The following is a 20,331-nucleotide window of genomic DNA, read 5'->3' on the forward strand; positions in this document are numbered from 1 at the left end:
CGGGTGATCAACTCGCGTAGACCGTGGGCCAGTTGAAGGCCGTACGGCCGAAAGGCGCCCTTGCGCCCGTCGGTCGGGCGGCCGAATACTCCCCCACAGCGCTTGTCAGGAGCACGGCGTGTTCGAAAACCGGACGGCCGACCCTGACTGCGCCTCACGGGCCCCGACCCCACGCGGGCCCCCGAATTCCCCTAGGAGGGAACGAAACGTGAGGATCAAGCGCACCACCCCGCGCAGCGGAATCGCGAGACGGACCAGGCTGATCGCCGTGGCCACCGGATTCGCCGCCGCTGCCGCGTTCGCCGTCCCCACCGCGAACGCCAGTGAAGCCCGGACGTTCAGCGCGACCCAGCTCTCCGCGGCCAACTCGTCCGTGCTCAAGGCCGATGTCCCGGGCACCGCCTGGGCGGTCGACAGCAAGACGAACCGTGTCGTCGTCACCGTCGACAGCACGGTGTCCCAGGCCGAGATCGCGAAGATCAAGGCGCAGGCGGGCAGCACCGCCGACGCGATCACCATCAAGCACACGGCGGGTCAGTTCAAGAGGCTGATCACCGGCGGCGACGCCATCTACGGCGGTGGCTACCGCTGCTCGCTCGGCTTCAACGTGCACAGCGGGAGCACGTACTACTTCCTGACCGCCGGCCACTGCGGTGAGGTCGCCTCCACCTGGTACTCCAACTCCGGTCAGAGCACGGTGCTGGGCACCAACGTCAGCTACAGCTTCCCGACCAACGACTTCGCGCTGGTGCGCTACACCGGCTCGGCCGCGCACCCCAGCTCGGTCGGCAGCCAGACCATCAGCAGCGCGGCCACGCCGAGCGTGGGCACGACCGTCTACCGTCGTGGCTCCACCACCGGTACGCACAGCGGCCGGGTCACGGCACTGAACGCCACCGTCAACTACGGCAGCGGCGACGTGGTGTACCAGATGATCCAGACCACCGTCTGCGCCGAGGGCGGCGACAGCGGCGGTCCGCTGTACTCCGGCACCGTGGCCTACGGTCTGACCTCGGGCGGCAGCGGCAACTGCACCTCCGGTGGTACGACCTTCTTCCAGCCGGTCACCGAGGCGCTGAGCTACTACGGCGTGAGCGTCGGCTGACGCCCGCCTGAACCACCTCCGCTCCGGACTGCAGCCGGCAGCGGGTGAGCCCCCGTACGCAACTGGCGTGCGGGGGCTCGCTCTTGTGCGGCACACGGAGTTACCGTCGTGGGTATCGGAGAAGGCACCTGATGCGCCACGTCGGACCCTGGGGGGCCGTGATGGTCGAGGAGCTGGTGACGGCGGGAGTGACACTCGCGTCCGTCGGAGTGGTGTACACGATGGCGGCGGCGCGGGTCGTCAAACAGTACGAGCGGGGTGTGGTGTTCCGGCTCGGCAGGCTGCGGCCCGAAGTGCGCGGGGCCGGCTTCACGATGGTCGTCCCGTTCGTGGACAAGCTCCGCAAGGTCAACATGCAGATCGTGACGATGCCCGTGCCCGCGCAGGAGGGCATCACGCGGGACAACGTGACCGTGCGCGTGGACGCGGTCGTCTATTTCAAGGTCGTCGACGCGGCGGACGCGTTGGTGCAGGTCGAGGACTACCGGTTCGCGGTCTCGCAGATGGCGCAGACCTCGCTGCGGTCGATCATCGGCAAGAGCGACCTCGACGATCTGCTCTCCAACCGTGAAAAGCTCAACCAGGGGCTGGAGTTGATGATCGACAGTCCGTCCATCGGCTGGGGCGTGCAGATCGACCGGGTCGAGATCAAGGACGTGTCCCTCCCCGAGACGATGAAGCGGTCGATGGCCCGGCAGGCTGAGGCGGACCGTGAGCGGCGGGCCCGGATCATCAACGCGGACGCCGAGTTGCAGGCCTCGAAGAAACTCGCCGAGGCCGCCGAGCAGATGTCCGAACAGCCCGCCGCGCTCCAACTGCGGCTGCTGCAAACGGTGGTGGCGGTCGCGGCCGAGAAGAACTCGACGCTGGTGCTGCCCTTCCCGGTGGAGCTGCTGCGCTTCCTGGAGCGGGCGGCCCCGGCTCCGGCCGCAGCTGCCGCGCCCGCGGCGCCCGTAGCGCCCGTTGCTCCCGCGGCGCCGGTTGCCCCTGTGGCACCGCAACCGGTGCACGAGCAACTTCCGCCCGCCGGGCCTCAGCCGGATCCGGACTCCGATGGGTCGATTTCAAGACAGGACTAGACCTCACCCGCTGATGAGCGTTACTCGCACGTGGTGTTTGCAGTGCGAATGGCCTGGGGTGACCGTGAACTGTCAAAGCGAGGGGGGCGTGCAACCGCGTTCCGCGCACGACCTGAAGTCGACCTTGTGCGCTCCCTGTGCGATTAGGAAGAGTAGGCGCTCGTCAACCTACCTTTCGGCCGGTCGGGTCCCCATAACCTGGCGGGCCGACCCCCCACAGGAGGACACGAGTTGAAGCACCGACGCATACCCAGGCGACGGGTGGCCGTGGCAGGCGCGGGCATAGCCGCACTGGTCGTCGCGGGAGTCACCTTGCAGAGTGCGAACGCCAGCGAGACCACGCGGGCGGCCGCACCCCACACCCTCTCGGCCCTGGCGGCCGGAAAGCTCGCCTCGACGCTCGGCAAGGACCTCGGCACCGACGCGGCCGGCACGTTCTACGACGCGAAGACCAAGAGCCTCGTGGTCAACGTGCTCGACAAGACCGCCGCGGACACGGTCGAGGCGGCCGGCGCCAAGGCGAGAATCGTCGAGAACTCCCTCGCCGAACTGACCGGCGCCCGCACGACCCTCAAGCAGGACGCGACGATCCCCGGCACCTCGTGGGCGACCGACCCCACCACCAACAAGGTCGTCGTCACCGCGGACCGCACGGTCTCCGACGCCGAGTGGACCAAGCTCGCCAAGGTCGTCGACGGGCTCGGCGGCAAGGCCGAACTCCAGCGCACCAAGGGGGAGTTCAAGCCCTTCATCGCGGGTGGCGACGCCATCTCCGGCTCGGGCGGGCGCTGTTCGCTCGGCTTCAACGTGGTCAAGGGCGGCGCGCCGTACTTCATCACCGCCGGGCACTGCACCGAGGCCATCTCCACCTGGTCCGACTCCAGCGGCAACCAGATCGGCACGAACGAGCAGTCCAGCTTCCCGGACAACGACTTCGGGCTGGTCAAGTACACCTCGGACGTCGCCCACCCGAGCGCGGTCGACCTCTACAACGGCTCCTCGCAGGCCATCACCCACGCCGCCGACGCCACCGTCGGCGAGAAGGTGACCCGCAGCGGCTCCACGACCCAGGTGCACACCGGCACGGTCACCGGCCTGGACGCCACCGTGAACTACGGCAACGGCGACATCGTCAACGGCCTCATCCAGACCGACGTCTGCGCCGAGCCCGGTGACAGCGGCGGCTCGCTGTTCGACGGCGACGCGGCGATCGGCCTCACCTCCGGCGGCAGCGGCGACTGCACCTCGGGCGGCGAGACCTTCTTCCAGCCGGTCACCGAGGCGCTGTCGACGTTCGGGGCGCAGATCGGCTGACCTGCCCACAGGGTGGTGCGAAGTCCCGCTCCCGCGCGCGAGGGAGCGGGACTTTCGTGTCCGTACGGTCGGCTCAGCGCGTGGGCCAGTACCACAGCGGTTCGTCGAGCGGGCCCTCGCGGCCCGCCACCGTCGTCTGCCCGAACTCCTTCACCAGCTCTATGGAGTTGACGTCGAGACGGTGCCGTATCGCGCCCTTCTGGAGGGCGTCCGCGAGTGGTCTGGCGTGGGTGACCACGACGATCTGGGTGTCCTTCGTGGCGGTGAGGATCAGATCGGCGAGCGGCGGGATCAGGTCCGGGTGGAGGCTGGTCTCCGGCTCGTTCAGCACGAGCAGCGACGGGGGCCGGGGCGTCAGCAGCGCCGCCGCCCACAGGAGATAGCGCAGGGTGCCGTCCGACAGCTCGGCGGCGGTGAGCGCGCGCAGCAACCCGTGCTGGCGCAGGGCGAGTTGGAAACGTCCGCCGAGGTCGGCGATGTGGACCTGACTGCCGGGGAAGGCCGCGTCCACGGCCGCGTCCAGCGCCTCGGCGTCACCGACCTCGCGGATCGTCTGAAGGGCGGCGGCCAGATCGGAGCCGTCACCGCTCAGCACGGGCGTCCGCGTGCCGATCTGGGCGGCCCGGGCCGGTGCGTCCGCGTCGGTGCGGACATGGTCGTAGAACCGCCAGGACCTGATGAACTCCCGTACCGCCAGGACGTCGGGTGCGTGCTGGGGGTCGGCCAGTTCGCCGAGCATGCTGTCGTACGGGCGCAGGGTGCCGTGGGCGCGGGACCAGCCGCCGCCCGCGCCGCGGAGTCTGACGGCGGCTCCCGCGCGGTCGGAGAGCACGGAGGCCGGGCGCAGGACGGGGCCGCTCCAGATGGACTCGCGTTTGATCTCCGGGTCGAGGTTGAACATGGACGACACTCTGTCCGTCCCCGGGGACGGGCTGGGGTGACCGAAGTCGATCGCGTACCCGAACTCGTCGCCCGCGAAGCCCAGTTGCAGACTGACCGGGCCCGAGCGGGCCGTGCCCTGCACGGGATGGAGTCCCTCGCGCACCGCGCGGCTGATCTTCTCCGGGCCCGCCCACAGCACCGACGGCAGCCCGCCCTCCTGCGCGAGCGCGGCGACGGCGCCGCCGCGCGCGGACGCGGCGAGCAGGCGCAGCGAGCGGTACAGGCTCGACTTGCCCGTGCCGTTCGCCCCTGTGATCACGTTCAGTCGCGTCAGCGGGACGATCAGGCGGCGCAGGGAGCGGTAGTTCTCGACGGCCAGGGTGCTGATCATGCGTCCAGGGTTGCAGACGGGTCTGACAATCCCGGTCGGTCCAGGAGGTCCTCGTGCTTGCGCCGTAGCGTCGCCGCCAGCAGGGTGACCACGATCCCGGCGAGTGCCCACGCGGAGAGGACCAGCAGCGGGCCGGTGACGGCGTTGCCCTTGAAGTAGGCGATCGAACGCGCCACCCAGGTGCCGGCGCCCGGTGGCAGCGCGGGCCCGATCGCGTTCCAGAACGGCGGCAGCAGCGGCAGCGGGAAGGCGCCGCCCGCGCTCGGGTTGCCCGCGATCACCACCAGCAGGATCGCAAGACCGATGCCCACGACCCCGAAGACCCCCTGAAGTCCGAGGGTCGCCGCCCCCACGGCGAACGTGATCAGGGCGCCGAGCCCCCAGAACGCCATGACACTGCCCGGCAGCGCGCCCAGGACCGGCCCGACGATCACCGCGCCGCCGAGGCCGCCGACGATCGCGACCAGCGCCATGACGATCAGCCGGATCACCGCGCGGCGCGGGTTGGCGGGCCGGGCGCCGGTGCTGATCGCCAGGATCGAGGCGCACAGATAGCCGCCGACACACCAGCCGACGACCAGGTAGAACGACGACAGCCCGTCGAAGTCCTGGGACGAGGCCGGGGCCACGTCCACCGTCCGGACCGTGCGCTGCTCGGTCCTCTCCAGGGTGGCGGTGATGGTCTCCAGGGTGGTGGCGAGGACCGTGCCGCCGCCGGTGGCGACCAGGAGCGTGTCCGTGGTGCCGCGCGGGTCGATGACGAGGGCGCCGTCGATGTCCCGGTCCAGGATCTGCCTCCGCGCGGTCGTCGCGTCGGACACCGCGCGCGGGGCGAGCGGTGAGCCGGGCAGCTGCTTCAGCCGGGCCACCGTCTGCTCGGCCGTGACCTGAGGAGCTACGACCCCGAAAGCCACGTCCCTGGGCTTCGGGTTGTGGAGCGCGCCTACGTAGGAGGCGATGAAGAGCAGCTGAAGAGCGACCACTCCGATGACGAGCAGGGTGGCCCGCAGGCTGACCGCGTCCTTCACCTCACCGAAGAAGGACGTACGGGACGTACCGGCACCCGGGGTCTCTGTCATGTCCCCACGGTCTCGGCGGCAGGGCGCTCGCGCAGGCGGGAAGGGACCGAATGGATGTCGTACGTGTGTTCGGAAAGCATTTTTTCACCAACTGCTCAGCCTGGGCGGGGAGCTGACGGAGTGGTGTCTGTTTCGGCCACCACGTATCTCCCCAAGGAATCGTTTACGTGTTCGAATGAGGTCGCTGACCGGGGCTGATGGGGCTAGAGTAATCGAACGGGCGTGCGATGAACATATCGGGCGGATGACCGAAAAGGGGTGGAGTGATGGAGGTGCGGCATGGCGGGCTTCGCCCATCTGCATGTCGCGTCCGGTTACTCCGCCCGCTACGGCGCCTCCCATCCCGAGCAGCTCGCCCAGCGGGCGGCCGAACGGGGCGTGACGGCGCTCGCGCTCACCGACCGCGACACGGTCACCGGCGCCGTCCGGTTCGCGCGGGCCTGCGCCAAGGGCGGTGTCCGGCCGGTCTTCGGCATCGACCTGGCGGTGGAGGCGCTCGCACCCCCGCCGCCCACCCAACGCCGCCGCACTCCGGTCCACGGTGGCTCGCATGTCGTAGAGCCACCGCTCCGCTTCGTGCTCCTCGCCCAGGACCGGGCGGGCTGGGCCCGGCTGTGCCGCATCACGTCGGCGGCTCACGAGGGCGCCTTGTCCGGTACGGCGCCGGTGGTGCCGTGGGAGGCGCTGCGCGCGTACGGCGGCCCCGGACTGACCGCGCTGCTCGGGCCGCTCTCGGAGCCGGTGCGGGCGCTGTCGGTGGGGCGGGAGGACGTCGCGATGAAGCTGCTGGCGCCCTGGAAGGAGGTCTTCGGGAGGGGGGTCCGGTTGGAGGTCGTCGCGCAGAAACGTTTCAGCGCAGGTCCGGGCTCCCTCCGCCTGGCCGCCCGCACCCTGGCGCTGGCCGACCGCACCCGCACCACCGCCGTGCTCTCCAACGCCGTCCGCTACGCCGACCCCGACCAGCACCGCCTCGCCGACGTCCTGGACGCGGCACGCCTGCTGCGCCCCATCGACCGACGCCGGCTGGACAGCGGGCAGCGCTGGCTCAAGGACGAGAGGGAGATGACGGTCGTGGCGCGGATGATCGCCGAATGCGCCGGAGCGGACGTACGGCGGGCCCGCCGGCTGATGGCGGACACCGCGAACACGGCGGAGGCGTGCGTCGTGGACCCCGTGGACCTCGGCCTCGGCAGGCGGCACTTTCCGGAACCGTCGCTGTTCGGGACCGGGCAGGGGGCGAGCGCCGCGCTGGAGGCGGGCGGTGCGGCCCGGCTGCTGCGCCTGAGGTCCGAGGAGGGCCTGGTCCGACGCGGCCTCGACCGCGACCGGGCGGCACTCGACCGGCTGGAGGAGGAACTCGCCGTCATCGCCCACTGGAACTACGACGCGTACTTCCTCGCCGTCGGACAGGTCGTCGCCGACATCCGCGCCAAGGGCATCCGGGTCGCCGCCCGCGGCTCCGGCGCCGGCTCGCTGGTCTGCCACGCGCTGGACATCGCCACCGCCAACCCGCTCGACCACAGCCTGCTGTTCGAACGCTTCCTGAGCACCCGCCGGGAGTCACTGCCCGACATCGACATCGACGTGGAGTCCGCCCGCCGCCTGGAGTGCTACGACACGATCTTCGAACGCTTCGGGAAGGAGCGGGTGGCGGTCACCGCGATGCCCGAGACCTACCGCGCGCGCAGGGCGCTGCGGGACACCGGCCTCGCGCTCGGTATCGCGCCCGCCGACGTCGACCGGATCGCCAAGAGCTTTCCGCACCTGCGTGCCTCCGACATCACGAACGCCCTCGCCGAACTGCCCGAACTACGCCAACTGGCGGGAGAGACGGGCCGGTTCGGACCGTTGTGGGAGCTCGCCGAAGGCCTCGACTCCCTGGTCCACGGCATGGCCATGCACCCCTGCGGCGTGGTCATCAGCGACGCCACCCTCCTGGACCGGCTGCCGGTGCAGCCCACCCCGCAGGGCGACTACCCGATGGCGATGGCCGCGAAGGAGGAGATCGAGGCGCTGGGCAACATCAAACTCGACGTCCTGGGCGTCCGTATGCAGTCCGCGATGGCCCACGCCGTCACCGAGATCGAACGCGCCACCGGCGACCGAATCGACCTCGACGACCCCCAACAGGTGCCGCTCGACGACGTGTTCGCCTTCAAGTTCATCCAGGAGAGCCAGACGCTGGGCCTGTTCCAACTGGAATCCCCCGGCCAGCAGGACCTGTTGTCCCGGCTCCAGCCCCGCGACGTGCAGGACGTCATCGCCGACATCAGCCTCTTCCGCCCCGGCCCGGTCGCCGGCGGCATGCCCGAGCGGTACATCGCCGCGCGTCATGGCGGTACGCCGGTGTATGCGCACCGGGACCTCGAACCCGTGCTCGCCGACACCTACGGCGTGACCATCTGGCACGAGCAGATCATCGAGACGCTGCGTGTACTGACCGGCTGCGACCGGGCCTTCGGGGAGGTCACCCGACGAGCACTCGGCGACAAGGACCAACTGCCCAGGATCAAGGACTGGTTCCACCGGAAGGCACGCGCGCGTGGCTACAGCGCGGCCGTCCGCGACGAGGTCTGGAAGACCGTCGAGGCCTTCGGTGCCTACGGCTTCTGCCGCGCCCACGCGGTCGCCTTCGCCGTACCGGCCCTACAGAGCGCCTGGTTGAAGGCACACCATCCAGCGTTCCTGCTGGCGGGCTTGCTCGAACACGACCCCGGGATGTGGCCCAAGCGCGTCCTGGTCTCCGACGCCCGCCGGCGCGGTGTGCCGATCCTGCCCGTCGACATCAACCGCTCCAGGGTGAAGCACACCGTGGAGATGACCGAGCAGGAGGAGTGGGGCGTGCGGCTCGCGCTGTCCGGGGTGCGCGGTATCGGCGAGGAGGAGTGCGCGCGGATCGAGGAGGCGCAGCCGTACGGATCGCTGTCGGACTTCTGGCAGCGGGCCCGTCCCAGCAGACCGGTCGCCGAACGCCTCGCCGAGATCGGTGCGTTGACCTGTCTGCACGACGGCCGTCTCACTCGACGGGATCTGCTGCTCCAGATCGCCGAGTTGCACCGGCAGTCCCGCAACCGGACCGCGGGGGCCGGTCAACTGCCCATGGATACGGGCGCTGTCGGGGGAGCGGAGCCGAGCGGGCTGCCGGAGATGACCGGACGTGAGGCGCTGAGCGCCGAGTTGGGCGCGCTCGGCATCGACGTCTCCAGGCATCTGATGGAGCATCACCACCGGCTGCTGCGGGAGATCGGCGCGACGGACGCGGCGCATCTGGCCGAACTGCGTGCCGGACAGCAGGTGTTGGTCGCCGGGGTGCGTGCTTCCACCCAGACCCCGCCGATCGCGAGCGGCAAGCGGATCATCTTCGTCACTCTGGAGGACGGCTCGGGCCTGGTCGACCTCGCCTTCTTCGAGGACTCCCACCCGGCCTGCGCGTACACCGTCTTCCACAGCGGGCTGCTCCTGGTGCGCGGCACGGTCCAGGAGCGCGGCACCCGTCGTACCGTCGTCGGTTCCATGGCCTGGGACCTGGACGAGATCGCGGGCGCCCGCCGGGACGACGGCCCCGAGGCCGCCCTCGCGCTCCTCGGCGCCGACCGCCCGCACCCGACCCCCGCCCAGCCGCAACGCACCCTGGCCGACGGCACCGCCGGCGCGCGCCTGCATCCGTATGCCGACCTCCAGCCCGCCGGCACCCGTTCCGCCGACCTGAAGAAGTTCGGCCACCGCAGCCCGGGGAGTGCGGGATGAGCGGGATGACCACGCGGCGGCGGCACATCGCCCACTTCCATCTGCATGCCGCGCTGAGAGAGGCCCGGTACGACGACATAATCGAACTGGTGTCCGGGATCACGCCTCACGTCCAGGCCATCCCGCCCAACGCCCTTCAGGTGGACCTGACTTCGGCGCTCCGGTACTTCGACATGTCTCCCTACGACGCGGTCCAGACGGTGAAGATGAGACTGAAGGCCCACTACGACATCGACAGCAGCGCCGGTCTCGCGGGCAACCGCATGCTGGCGGCGATGGCGGCCGACGCGTCCGCCCCAGGGGACACCACCTCGGTGCCCACCGGGGAAGCGGCCGACTGGTTGTACCCCCGGCCGGTCACCGCACTGCCCGGCATCGGCCGCGCGACGGCGGACACGCTGCACCGGTACGGCCTGCACACCATCGGCCAGCTCACCGACCTGCCTCCGGCGACCCTGCAACGGCTCCTCGGCGCAGGCCAGGCACGGCTGTTGACCGAGCGCGCCCTCGGCCACGACCCCCGCCCGATCGTGCCCGCGGAACCGGCGGCACATCTGGCCGCCGACCTGGTCCTCGGCCGGGACTGCCTGGACCCGGCCCAACACCACCGAGCCGTCCTGGAACTTGCCGACCGGATCGGCCAACGCCTGCGTGGAGAAAGGGAGTTCGCGGGCCGACTCACCCTCACGGTCCGCTACGCAGACAGCACCTCCACCACGCGCACCCGCGCCCTGCCGGAACCCACCGACCACTCACCCGCCCTCGCCGCCACCGCCCTGGGCCTGTTGACCTCCCTCGGGCTGCAACGCGCCCGCGTCCGTGCCTTCGTGCTCCGCGCCGACGACCTGCGGCCGGCCGGCAGCGCCTACCGTCAGCTCTCCATGGACCCGGCGGACGCCCGCGCCCGCGCGGTCGAAGCCGCCGCGGACCGTGCCCGGCGACGCTTCGGGCAGGAGGCGGTACGCCCGGCCGCGCTGGCCGACTGACCTCTGTCGGCCACAACTGTCCATACGCTCAGGGGCGTTGGTGGAGGTCGGGGTTCTTCCGTATCCGCCAGGCACGCAGCAGCAGGAAGAGCCCGATCAGCGCGACCACCACGCCCAGCACCGCGTACTGGCCGTGGCCGGACATGGCCGAGCCGTTCATCGCGCCGATGCCCTGCGCGATCCAGACCGCGCCGAGCACGACGAGGATGATCCCGCCGATTCCGCGGACCAACATGGTCACTCCATTCCCCGCATCGATACGTCCGCGGCGGTACCCGCCCACGTTCACCGCTCAGCTTCGCCCCGTTCGGTGCGGCTGGGGCGGTCGAAAACCTTACGGAACGGGAACGTCGTGCGGTCGCTGTCCGCATGCGACCAAGGCGCCTTGTCCGTACGTCAGTTGGCCCACGGTGCGACGATGCGCGTGCCGTCCGCCAGCTCCGCCTCCAGGCCGATGGTCGTGGTGACCCATGTGAGCACGGTCCGGTCGGTGGGGTTCTCGACGCCGAAGGTCGCCCCCGGGTTGATGATCAACGTGTCACCCGCGCCGACCCGCTCGGTACGGCCGTCGAGTGTGATCACCAGTTCGCCTTCGAGGATGTGCAGGATCTCCTCGCGGTTGACGGTGTGCAGGGGCGCCTTGGTGCCGGCGGGGATCTCGCCCCGCCACGCGCACAACTCCTTGCTGCCGGTGCCGGGATGGGCGTACGAGACGAAGCGGGCGCCGTGGATCTCGTGGACGACGGCGTCGGACGGGTGGATGACGGGCATGACTGCCTCCGGGAGTAGTTAGTCAAGCTGCTTGACCATATGCCCAACATGGTCAAGCAGCTTGACCAATCCGTCAAGGGTGTTTCAATGCCGTCGTGGAGAACTCCGAGGCCATCGCCCTGACCGCCGCCCTGCTCGCCGCCGCGGGCGACCTGACGAAGCGCATCAACGACGGGGTCGTGGCGCGCGGCTTCGAGGTGCGCCCGGCGCACGGCTTCGCCTTCGCGCGGCTCGCGCCGGACGGTGCGACGGCCACCGATCTCGCCGCGCACCTCGGAATCACCAAGCAGGCCGCGAGTCAGCTCGTCGACGAGATCGTGCGCAAGGGGTACGCCGAACGGCGTCCGCACCCCGGAGACGCGCGCGCCCGGCTGGTCGTGCTCACGGAGTTGGGCTGGGCCTGTACGCGAGCGGCGGAGGAGGCGGCGCTGGAGGCCGTGGAGCCCTGGGTCGAACTGCTGGGTGAGAGTGAAGTGCGCGTGTTGTGTGACCGTTTGCGGCGTATTGCGCCCTACGGTCCCCTCAGGCCCACCTGGTGACCGGTTACCACTGGAAGTTTTTACTGACGCGTAACTTCACACTTCACCTACTCGCTCGTAACTTGACGAGTGAACAGCATTCTTGTGATCCGGATCACAGGGCGTAAGGCCGTCGCAACTCCCTTGAGCCGCAAGGAGATCACACGATGCTGCCCTGGAAACGAGTGCTCAGACCCCTGACCGCACTGCTTCTGACCGCCGCGGTCGTCGCCGTACCCGCCGCCACCGCCCAGGCGTCGACCGCGTCCAGCAGCGGTTGGAACGACTACAGCTGTGAGCCCTCCGCCGCCCACCCCGACCCCGTCGTCCTCGTGCACGGCACCTTCGCCAACGGCACCGACAACTGGCTGGCCCTCGCGCCCTACCTGACGGCCCGCGGCTACTGCGTCTTCTCCCTCGACTACGGCCAACTCCCCGGCGTCCCCCTCGTATACGGCCTCGGCCCCATCGACGAGTCGGCGGCCCAACTCCAGGTCTACGTCGACAAGGTGCTCGCCGCGACCGGCGCCGCGAAGGTCGACCTGGTCGGGCACTCGCAGGGCGGCATGATGCCCCGCTATTACCTCAAGTTCCTCGGCGGAGCCGCCAAGGTGGACACCTTCGTCGGTATCGCGCCCGACAACCACGGCACCACCCTGAACGGCCTCACCAAACTCCTGCCGTACTTCCCGGGCGCCGAGGACGTGATCGCCTCGGCCGCACCCGCCCTCGCCGACCAGGTCGCCGGTTCGGCCTTCCTCGCCAAGCTGAACGCGGGCGGCGACACCGTGCCCGGCGTCCACTACACGGTCATCGCCACCCGGTACGACGAGGTGGTCACGCCGTACAGCAGCCAGTTCCTGAGCGGGTCCGACGTGCACAACGTGCCGATCCAGAACCTGTGTTCACTCGATCTCTCCGAGCACGCCCTGCTGGGACTGACGGACCGGATCGCCTTCCACGAGGTCGCCAACGCCCTCGACCCCGCGCACGCCACCACCACCAACTGCCTGTCGGCACTGAGCTGATCGCGCCTGCGGGACCTGTCCGACCTGAGCCGCCGGACAGGCCCCGCCCCCTGCACGGGCCGTACTAACGGCCGTGCCGTCCACCGCCGTTGGTCGCGCGGCGGCGGACCGAGGCGAACAGGGCCGCGGCGCCGAGCGCCAGGGATGCCGCGCCGCCCACGACGAGATACGGCGAGTTGTCGTTGGCGCCGGTCGCGGCGAGGTTCTGTGAACTCCCTGCCGCCTGCGGTTCGTTGGCCTGTGTCGTCGCGGCGACCGGTTCCGCCGAGGTGCTCGCGTCCGCGTCCCCGTGGCCGTGGTGCTCGACCGTCGACTTGTCGGCACCGGCCGCGATCTGCTGGTCGGAAGGGGCGGAGGCGGTGGGCGCGGGAGTCGTGGGAGCGGCCGGGGTGGGCGTCGACCTGCCCGCCGAACTGCCCTTCGTACCGCCGCCGTTGGCGCCCGTGCCGCTGCCGCTTTCACCGCCGCCGTAGCTGACGTCCGAGCAGGAGTAGAACGCCTCCGGGCTGTCCGAGCGCTGCCAGACCGCGTACAGGAGCTGCTTGCCGGAGCGCTGCGGCAGGGTGCCGGAGAAGGTGTAGAAGCCGCCCGTGGCGACCGGGTCGGTGGAGGTCGCGACCGGGTGGTCCAGGTCCAGGTCCGCCCAGGCGAGCGGCTGCGCGGGGTCGTAGCCGGACTTGGTGACGTAGACCTTGAAGGTGCCCTTGTGCGGTGCGGTCACGCGGTACTTGAAGGTGTACGAGCCGCTGCTCACGCTCGTCGCCGGCCAGTCGGCGCGGGCCAGGTCGAGGCCCTTGAACTCCTCGTTGTTCGCGCTGCACAGCTTGCCGTCCGGGATCAGCGTCTGGTGCTGCCCGTTCGCGTCACCGATCCTGATGCCGTTCCAGTCGTACAGCGCCTGCGTGCCACCGGCCGCGACCGCCGCCCTGCACGCGTCCGACCTGGGGTGCTCCGGACCCTCCGCGTAGCACTGCGCGACCCGGCTGACCGGGTCGCCCATCGAACCGTGCGCCGCCGCGGGCGTCGCGGCGAGCGCGGTCAGGGCGAGCGGGGTCATCCCGAGGACGGCGACAGCGGCGACCTTGCGGCGTGCGGGCATGGGGGAACTCCAACTCCTCGGACGGTGCTCGGCGCGGCGGACGGATCCTGTGGGGGTGATCAGAAACTAGCCCCTGGAAACCGCGGAATCGCCTGCTGGAGAGGGGAGAGGGAGATCCTTATGGTGGTGTTAAGGCAGGGCTAACCGAGGGCTCAGGGAGGGACGGTTCCGTGAGCCCGGAGAGGTGTCGCGGATGAGTGGACCGGACGGGGTTCGCGTCGCGGTCGTCGCCGATGTGCCCGTCGTCAAGGCCGTGACCGACATGGCGTACCGCCACTACATTCCACGCATCGGTGTGGTGCCGCAGCCCATGGAGGCGGACCACATGGCGAATGTGGCCGCCGGGCGGGTGTTCGTGACGGGAGACCCCATGACGGGGCTGGTGGTGATCGAGGAGCGTGACGATCACCTGTTCCTCGACAGCATCGCCGTCCACCCCGAGGCGCACGGCAGGGGCGTCGGGCGGCTGCTCCTGCGCTTCGTGGACGCACACGCGCGGGAGCTCGGACTGCCGGAGGTCAGGCTCTACACGAACGCGCTGATGTGGGAGAACCAGGCGATCTACCCGAAGTTCGGGTACGAGGTCGTGGAGCGGCGCACGGACGGGCCGTACGACCGCGTCCACTACCGGAAGCGGCTGGGCTGACCGGGGCAGGCAGGAGGCGGACCGGGGTCAGCCGTCCGGCCACCATGTGCGGGCGATGTCCTTTCGGACCTCGGGGCGCTCTACAGGGCGCTCGTCGGTCTCGTCCCGTACCCGACGGGTGTCCGACTTCTTCAGGGGCTTCTGCACGGTCACGCGGCGCATGGCTGCCTCCTTGTGTCCACCCGGGGTTCGTGTTCTCACGGGGTGGACCGTTCCCGGGAGGGTGACTCATCGGCGGGGATCTGTCTGTGGCCGCTGTCACGATGGGACTGTCAGTGGTGGGTGTCACGCTAGGCGCATGAGTGAACCTGTAGCGAACTTCGACTGGGACGCGGAGGCCGCCGCCTTCGACGAAGAGCCTGATCACGGCCTGCGCGACCCGGAGATCCGCCGGGCCTGGGCCGACCGGCTGCGCTCCTGGCTGCCCGCCGGAGCGGCCGACATCCTCGACCTCGGCTGCGGCACCGGCACCCTGTCGCTCCTCGCGGCCGAGCAGGGACACCACGTCACCGGCGTCGACCTCTCCCCGGCGATGATCGACCTCGCCCGCGCGAAGCTGGCCGGCCGTGACGCGGCGTTCCTCATCGGTGACGCGGCCGCGCCCCCGGTGGGCGAGCAGCGCTTCGACGTCGTCCTCGTACGGCACGTGCTGTGGACGCTGCCCGACCCCGCCCGGGTCCTGCGGCACTGGCGCGGGCTGCTGAGGCCCGGCGGCCGGCTCGTGCTGATCGAGGGCCGCTGGGGGACGGTCAGCCCGGTCGGCATACCCGCCGACCGCCTCGCCGGACTCCTGGCACCCCTGGTGCCCGACGCCGGGCACGTGCGCGTGGAGCGGCTGTCCGGGGACCCGCTGCTGTGGGGCGGGGCCGTGGACGACGAGCGGTACGCGGTGGTGGCGGTGCCGTAGCCCGGCCCGCCCGCCGTCACCCCGACGCCGCGCCCGACGTCATGCCACCAGCTCGTCGAACCCGCCCTCACGGGCCAGCCTCTCCAGCTCGTCGAGCGCCGCCACGGCCGCCGCCGCGGCCGTGGGGTCCGACTCCGCCAGCCCGCTCTCCTCGAACTCGTCCTCGTCCAGGCGCCGTACGTCCGTCCCGTCGGCGGAGATCCACAGGTCCAGATCGAGGTCTTCTACGACGAGTTCGGCGCCGGAGAGGGTGGCGGGGCGGGCGATGTCGCAGTACCAGCCCTTCAACTGCCCGGTGCCGTCCCGGACTTCCTTCACGGCGTACCAGCGGTCCCGCCAGTAGTACTCGGTGAACACGTCACCGCTCTCGAAGCGCACGAAGCCGAAGTCGCGGACGCCGTCACCGGCCCACGGGGCGCGGACGGCGAGGCGGGTGCCGTCGTCGAAGAGCAGTTCCGCCGAGTAGCGGATCTTCGTGCGGCCCGCCTTGACGAGGACGACGTCCAACCGGCGTGCGGGATCAGGTGAGTTCACGGACATGGCGCACCTCCGTGGCGCAGGTTTCGTAGCCGAACCATTTGTTGATCGCGAGCATCGGCCCGTTGCCGGTGTCGTTGCCCGTGAAGGCCTCGGTGTAGCCGGCGGCGCGGGCGCGGTGCAGGGAGTCGTTCTTGGCGAGCTTGGCGAGGCCCCGGCCGCGGTGGGCGCGAGCGGTGCCGGTCATGACGGTGCCGTAGCGCGTGCCGCCGTCCGTGCGGGCGGCGCTGAAGGCCGCCGGGTGTCCGCCGACGACCGCCACGGACGTCAACTCCGGGCTGAACAAGGGGTGTTGCCAGGTCTCGTCCAGCCAGGCCTCGTAGTCCGTGAACTCGGTGTCGATGTCGCTGGGTTCGTCCAGCGTCGCCTCCGAGTCCAGGGCGAACAGGGGGCGCGGGTCGTCGGCGAAGTCCGAGCCCGGGCGGATCTCCACGCCGGGCGGCGGGTCCTGGAGCGGGGGCAGGGTGCCGTGCGCCAGGTCCAGGCGGAGGAAGTGCGCGGAGCGGCTCGCCGTATAGCCGAAGCGTTCGGCGAAGGCGCGGTTGGCCGGCTCGTCCAGGACCCAGGCGTAGAGCCTGGTCGCGCCCTGGGCGGCCAAATGCTCCTCGGCGGTGCGGACCAGGAGCGAGCCCGCGCCCCGGTGTTTGCGCTCCGGGTGCACGTACACGTTGACGAAGCCCTGGCCCGGCTCCGGGCTCTCGTAGGCGATGCCCACCTGGGCCGTGCCGATGATCTCGCCGTCCTCCTCCGCGACCAGCCTGCGCAGCCGGGCCTCCGGGTGGGCACGGGCGATGTCGTGGGCGACGGAGTCCGGGGTGAACAGCATGTAGGGGAGGGCGAGTCGACGGACCTGGACGAAGCCTTCCAGGTCCGCTCGGAGGTCGGGGTTCAGGTCACGCACGATCACGGTCATGGAGTCGCACGCTACGGCGGGGCCGCGCCGGAGTGCCTCCTATTTTCCGGCGGGTGCCTTCGCCGGATTTCCGGCGGGCGCGTTCCGCGGTGGGTGCGGGACAATCGGGCCGTGACCTTGAAGATCCACATCGACGACAGTGCGGCGCCGTACGAGCAGATCCGCGCCCAGATCTCGAAGCAGGCCCGGTCCGGAGCGCTGCCGGTCGGCTACAAGCTGCCCACGGTACGAGGACTGGCCGAGTCGCTCGGCCTCGCCGCCAACACCGTCGCCAAGGCGTACCGGGCCCTGGAGACGGACGGGGTGATCGAGACACGCGGACGCAACGGGACGTTCGTCGCCGCGGCGGGCTCGGCCGCGGAGCGGGAGGCGGCGGCCGCCGCGCAGGTCTACGCGGAGAAGGTTCGGCGGCTGGGGCTTACGGAGGGGGATGCGGTGGCGGCTGTGCGGGATGCCCTGCGGGCGGCTTACGGGAAAGGGTGAGGGGAGTTCGGCACCGCCGTGACGCACCGTTGTGGCCGAGCGCCGTTGCGGCGGGGATGAACGCCGGCCGGACGGAGGCGTAGCGCAGCCGGTGTCGCTACAGGTACAACCCCGCGTCCGCGCCCTCCCGTTGGTCCGGTACCGAGGTCGGTTGCGTGCCCCGGCGCAGGGCGTACAGCTCCGCCAGGGTCGCGCCCTCGCGGCCCACGCCCTCCTCCGTGCCGAGCCAGTTCACCGACTCCTTGCGGGTGAGGGGGCCGACCTCGATACGGGCGAGGCAGCGGCCGGGGCGGACCACGGCGGGGTGGAGGCGCTCCAGGTCCTCGTTCGTGGTGACGCCGACCAGGACGTTGCGCCCCTGGCCGAGGAGGCCGTCCGTGAGGTTGAGGAGCCGGGACAGGGCCTGGCCCGCCGTGTGCTTCGCCTCGCCGCGGATCAGCTCGTCGCAGTCCTCCAGCAGGAGGAGCCGCCAACGGCCCTTGCCCGTCGTGTCGTCCTCGCCGATCGCGATGTCCATCAGATAGCCGACGTCGCTGAACAGCCGCTCCGGGTCCAGCACGCAGTCCACCTGACACCAGTCCCGCCAGGAACGGGCCAGCGTGCGCAGCGCCGAGGTCTTGCCGGTGCCCGGCGGGCCGTGCAGCAACAGCAGCCGGCCCGCGATGTCCTCCGGGGTCGTCTTCATCAGGGTGTCCATCGCATCGGCCACCGGACGCGTGTAGTTGGCGCGCACCTCGTCCCATGTGCCCGCCGAGATCTGCCGGGTCGTGCGGTGCGGGCCGCGCCTGGGGGAGACGTACCAGAACCCCATCGTCACGTTCTCCGGCTGCGGTTCGGGCTCGTCCGCCGCGCCGTCGGTCGCCTGGTCGAGGACCTTCTCGGCGAGCTCCTCACTGGTCGCCGTGACCGTGACGTCGGCGCCCCGGTTCCAGCGGGAGATCAGCAGGGTCCAGCCGTCGCCCTCGGCCAGCGTCGCGCTGCGGTCGTCGTCGCGGGCGGCGCGCAGCACCCGGGCGCCCGGCGGGAGCAGGGTCGCCCCGGTCCGGACGCGGTCGATGTTCGCCGCGTGCGAGTACGGCTGCTCGCCCGTCGCGAACCGGCCGAGGAACAGCGCGTCGACGACATCGGACGGGGAGTCGGAGTCGTCGACGTTGAGCCGGATCGGCAGCGCGTCGTGCGGGTTAGCGGACATGGGGCCATGATCCGGCACACGGACGCCGTGTGCACCCGCTTTCCGTAGTGCGCCCCCCAGTGTCGCCTCCGTCCGCCGCATCCGATGTGTCCGGACCGTGTCCGCCGCCTCCTGGCTGTGTCCGCCGTGTATCCCCTCCGCCCTGTTACAAGGCTGTGCACGCGGAGACCTGCCCCACCGCCAGGAACCGACGTTACTGTTGCCCTTGATGGGACGTCATGGGTGGAATTCGGGGGCACTGCGGTGGCGGCTCACCGCGCTGCTCGGCGTGGGAGTGGCCGCACTGGCGCTGATCGTGACCCTGATCAACACGCTTCCCGGCGGCGGAAGCACCACGGGCACCTCGCGCGACGGCGACAAGGTGCACGGCACCCCGGCGACCCCGCCCGACGAGGACCGGCCCGAGGTCGGCTGGGGCTTCACCCACACCCAGTACAGCGCCGACGAGGGCAGCGACACCGCGACCGAGCGCGTCGAGGGGCTGCTGGAGAAGTCCCAACTCCCGCAGGACCAGGCCATCATGGGCTGGGGCGCCGACAACCCCGAGCCGGTGAAGGGGCGTTACGACTTCGGCGCCCTGGACCGCCGTATCGACTTCATGCGCAAGTCGGGCGGTACCCCGGTCATCACGCTGTGCTGCTCCCCGGACTGGATGAAGGGCGGCAAGTCCGGCGTCGACAACACCGACTGGAGCCAGGCCTCGCTGGAGACGGCGCCGAAGCCCGACCACTACGCGGACTACGCGGCGCTCGCCGCGACCGTCGCCAAGCGGTACCCGGACGTCACGCACTTCATCGTGTGGAACGAGTTCAAGGGCTTCTGGAACGACGCCAAACAGCGCTGGGACTACGAGGGTTACACCCAGCTCTACAACCTGGTCTACAAGGCGCTGAAGAAGGTCAACCCGAAGATCATGGTCGGCGGGCCGTATCTCGTGATGGACAGCGTGGACCCGCGCGACGCGAACGCCTCCAGCACCTTCAAGGGCCCCTGGGGCGCGATGGACCAGCGGATCATCGACGCCTTCGACTACTGGAACAAGAACAAGGCCGGCGCGGACTTCGTGGTCGTCGACGGCTCCAGCTACACCAACGACGACGACCTGCTGCCGAACGAGTTCGGGGCCACCGACAAACTCACCGCGGTCAGCAAGTGGGTTCGGGAGCAGACGCACGATCTGCCGCTGTGGTGGGCCGAGTACTACGTAGAGCCCGCCGACGGCAACGACGACCGCAAGGGCTGGTCCGAGACCCACCGCGTCGCCGTCCAGGCCACCGGCATGATCGCCATGGCCAAGGGCGGCGCCACCTCCGCCTTCTACTGGAACCCGGAGGACGAGAAGGGCACGGACTGCGCGGGCTGCCTGTGGACACCGACCGACGGTTCCGACGGCGGGAAGCAACTGCCCATGTACGACCTGGTCTCCCGCTTCGACGCGGCCTTCGGACCCGGCACCACGTACGAGACCGTGCCGGTCGCCGCCGACGACGTGCCCAACGTACGGGTCCTCGCCACCGACAGGACGATCCTGGTCGTGAACACCCTGGACCGGCAGATCAGCGCGAAGGTCGACGGGAAGCAGTTCGAGATGGCGGCCTACGGGGTCAAGTGGCTGACCCGATGAGCCACTTGACGCCGTAGAACACCGCTACTT

Annotated in this window: 20 protein-coding genes; 11 read left to right on the forward strand and 9 right to left on the reverse strand. The window is 70.5% G+C overall.

Translation table 11 applies throughout. The annotated features are described in order from the left end of the window. Positions 1 to 208 precede the first annotated feature (208 nt). The 3 genes from OG714_RS39865 (at position 209) to OG714_RS39875 (ending at position 3,498) form a co-directional block, all read left to right on the forward strand. Positions 209 to 1,105, forward strand: a complete 897-nt coding sequence (locus OG714_RS39865; protein WP_406128428.1) for a S1 family peptidase — start codon at positions 209 to 211, stop codon at positions 1,103 to 1,105. Between the two features lie 161 nt (positions 1,106 to 1,266). Further along, the gene (locus tag OG714_RS39870) at positions 1,267 to 2,184 is read left to right on the forward strand and encodes a slipin family protein (protein WP_406132114.1); all 918 of its coding nucleotides are present in this window, start codon (positions 1,267 to 1,269) and stop codon (positions 2,182 to 2,184) included. Between the two features lie 231 nt (positions 2,185 to 2,415). Then, positions 2,416 to 3,498: a S1 family peptidase gene (locus OG714_RS39875; RefSeq protein WP_406128429.1), complete on the forward strand. Its 1,083-nt coding sequence runs from the start codon at positions 2,416 to 2,418 to the stop codon at positions 3,496 to 3,498. A gap of 73 nt (positions 3,499 to 3,571) precedes the next feature. Here the strand turns inward: OG714_RS39875 and OG714_RS39880 are convergent, their stop codons facing one another. Continuing rightward, positions 3,572 to 4,771 (reverse strand): AAA family ATPase, encoded by a 1,200-nt coding sequence (locus tag OG714_RS39880; RefSeq protein ID WP_406128430.1) that lies wholly within the window; start codon positions 4,769 to 4,771, stop codon positions 3,572 to 3,574. After that, positions 4,768 to 5,850 (reverse strand): DUF3533 domain-containing protein, encoded by a 1,083-nt coding sequence (locus OG714_RS39885; RefSeq protein ID WP_406128432.1) that lies wholly within the window; start codon positions 5,848 to 5,850, stop codon positions 4,768 to 4,770. Before OG714_RS39885 ends, OG714_RS39880 begins: the two co-directional genes overlap by 4 nt. Before the next feature lie 279 nt (positions 5,851 to 6,129). Here OG714_RS39885 and OG714_RS39890 point away from each other — a divergent pair, with 279 nt between their 5' ends. After that, a complete protein-coding gene (locus tag OG714_RS39890) occupies positions 6,130 to 9,597 on the forward strand; it encodes a DNA polymerase III subunit alpha (protein WP_406128434.1) in 3,468 nt (1,155 codons plus the stop codon). 5 nt (positions 9,598 to 9,602) lie between these two features. Then, positions 9,603 to 10,583: a DNA polymerase thumb domain-containing protein gene (locus tag OG714_RS39895; RefSeq protein ID WP_406132116.1), complete on the forward strand. Its 981-nt coding sequence runs from the start codon at positions 9,603 to 9,605 to the stop codon at positions 10,581 to 10,583. Between the two features lie 28 nt (positions 10,584 to 10,611). Here the strand turns inward: OG714_RS39895 and OG714_RS39900 are convergent, their stop codons facing one another. Both OG714_RS39900 and OG714_RS39905 read right to left on the reverse strand, forming a co-directional pair. Beyond that, positions 10,612 to 10,818, reverse strand: a complete 207-nt coding sequence (locus OG714_RS39900) for a hypothetical protein (RefSeq protein WP_406128436.1) — start codon at positions 10,816 to 10,818, stop codon at positions 10,612 to 10,614. 161 nt (positions 10,819 to 10,979) lie between these two features. Continuing rightward, positions 10,980 to 11,354 (reverse strand): cupin domain-containing protein, encoded by a 375-nt coding sequence (locus tag OG714_RS39905; RefSeq protein ID WP_406128437.1) that lies wholly within the window; start codon positions 11,352 to 11,354, stop codon positions 10,980 to 10,982. Between the two features lie 95 nt (positions 11,355 to 11,449). On the opposite strand from OG714_RS39905, the gene OG714_RS39910 reads away from it, so the two are divergent. After that, complete coding sequence (locus tag OG714_RS39910) at positions 11,450 to 11,893, forward strand: MarR family winged helix-turn-helix transcriptional regulator (protein ID WP_406128439.1); 444 nt, start codon at positions 11,450 to 11,452, stop codon at positions 11,891 to 11,893. Between the two features lie 146 nt (positions 11,894 to 12,039). After that, a complete protein-coding gene (locus tag OG714_RS39915) occupies positions 12,040 to 12,900 on the forward strand; it encodes an esterase/lipase family protein (protein WP_406128441.1) in 861 nt (286 codons plus the stop codon). 64 nt (positions 12,901 to 12,964) lie between these two features. Here OG714_RS39915 and OG714_RS39920 read toward each other — a convergent pair whose 3' ends face one another. Further along, entirely contained in the window at positions 12,965 to 13,999 is a 1,035-nt protein-coding gene (locus OG714_RS39920) for a lytic polysaccharide monooxygenase (protein ID WP_406128443.1), read from the reverse strand. A gap of 193 nt (positions 14,000 to 14,192) precedes the next feature. Here OG714_RS39920 and OG714_RS39925 point away from each other — a divergent pair, with 193 nt between their 5' ends. Then, complete coding sequence (locus tag OG714_RS39925) at positions 14,193 to 14,645, forward strand: GNAT family N-acetyltransferase (RefSeq protein WP_406128445.1); 453 nt, start codon at positions 14,193 to 14,195, stop codon at positions 14,643 to 14,645. A 27-nt stretch (positions 14,646 to 14,672) separates the two neighbouring features. Here OG714_RS39925 and OG714_RS39930 read toward each other — a convergent pair whose 3' ends face one another. Continuing rightward, entirely contained in the window at positions 14,673 to 14,807 is a 135-nt protein-coding gene (locus OG714_RS39930; protein ID WP_267930306.1) for a hypothetical protein, read from the reverse strand. Between the two features lie 136 nt (positions 14,808 to 14,943). On the opposite strand from OG714_RS39930, the gene OG714_RS39935 reads away from it, so the two are divergent. Beyond that, a complete protein-coding gene (locus OG714_RS39935; RefSeq protein ID WP_406128447.1) occupies positions 14,944 to 15,552 on the forward strand; it encodes a class I SAM-dependent methyltransferase in 609 nt (202 codons plus the stop codon). Between the two features lie 39 nt (positions 15,553 to 15,591). Here OG714_RS39935 and OG714_RS39940 read toward each other — a convergent pair whose 3' ends face one another. Further along, complete coding sequence (locus OG714_RS39940) at positions 15,592 to 16,092, reverse strand: DUF402 domain-containing protein (protein WP_406128448.1); 501 nt, start codon at positions 16,090 to 16,092, stop codon at positions 15,592 to 15,594. After that, positions 16,073 to 17,002 (reverse strand): GNAT family N-acetyltransferase, encoded by a 930-nt coding sequence (locus tag OG714_RS39945; RefSeq protein ID WP_406128450.1) that lies wholly within the window; start codon positions 17,000 to 17,002, stop codon positions 16,073 to 16,075. Before OG714_RS39945 ends, OG714_RS39940 begins: the two co-directional genes overlap by 20 nt. Positions 17,003 to 17,113: 111 nt before the next feature. Between OG714_RS39945 and OG714_RS39950 the strand changes: the two genes are divergently transcribed. Next, positions 17,114 to 17,485: a GntR family transcriptional regulator gene (locus OG714_RS39950; protein ID WP_406128451.1), complete on the forward strand. Its 372-nt coding sequence runs from the start codon at positions 17,114 to 17,116 to the stop codon at positions 17,483 to 17,485. Positions 17,486 to 17,582: 97 nt separating this feature from the next. On the opposite strand, the gene OG714_RS39955 is transcribed toward OG714_RS39950, so the two are convergent. Next, positions 17,583 to 18,677: a DUF5925 domain-containing protein gene (locus tag OG714_RS39955; protein WP_328684271.1), complete on the reverse strand. Its 1,095-nt coding sequence runs from the start codon at positions 18,675 to 18,677 to the stop codon at positions 17,583 to 17,585. A 208-nt stretch (positions 18,678 to 18,885) separates the two neighbouring features. Here OG714_RS39955 and OG714_RS39960 point away from each other — a divergent pair, with 208 nt between their 5' ends. Further along, positions 18,886 to 20,301, forward strand: coding sequence for a GH39 family glycosyl hydrolase (locus OG714_RS39960; protein WP_406128453.1), 1,416 nt, complete (start codon positions 18,886 to 18,888; stop codon positions 20,299 to 20,301). Positions 20,302 to 20,331 lie beyond the last annotated feature (30 nt).

Origin of the sequence: Streptomyces sp. NBC_00989 (assembly GCF_045162655.1) — a bacterium.
Classification (GTDB): domain Bacteria; phylum Actinomycetota; class Actinomycetes; order Streptomycetales; family Streptomycetaceae; genus Streptomyces.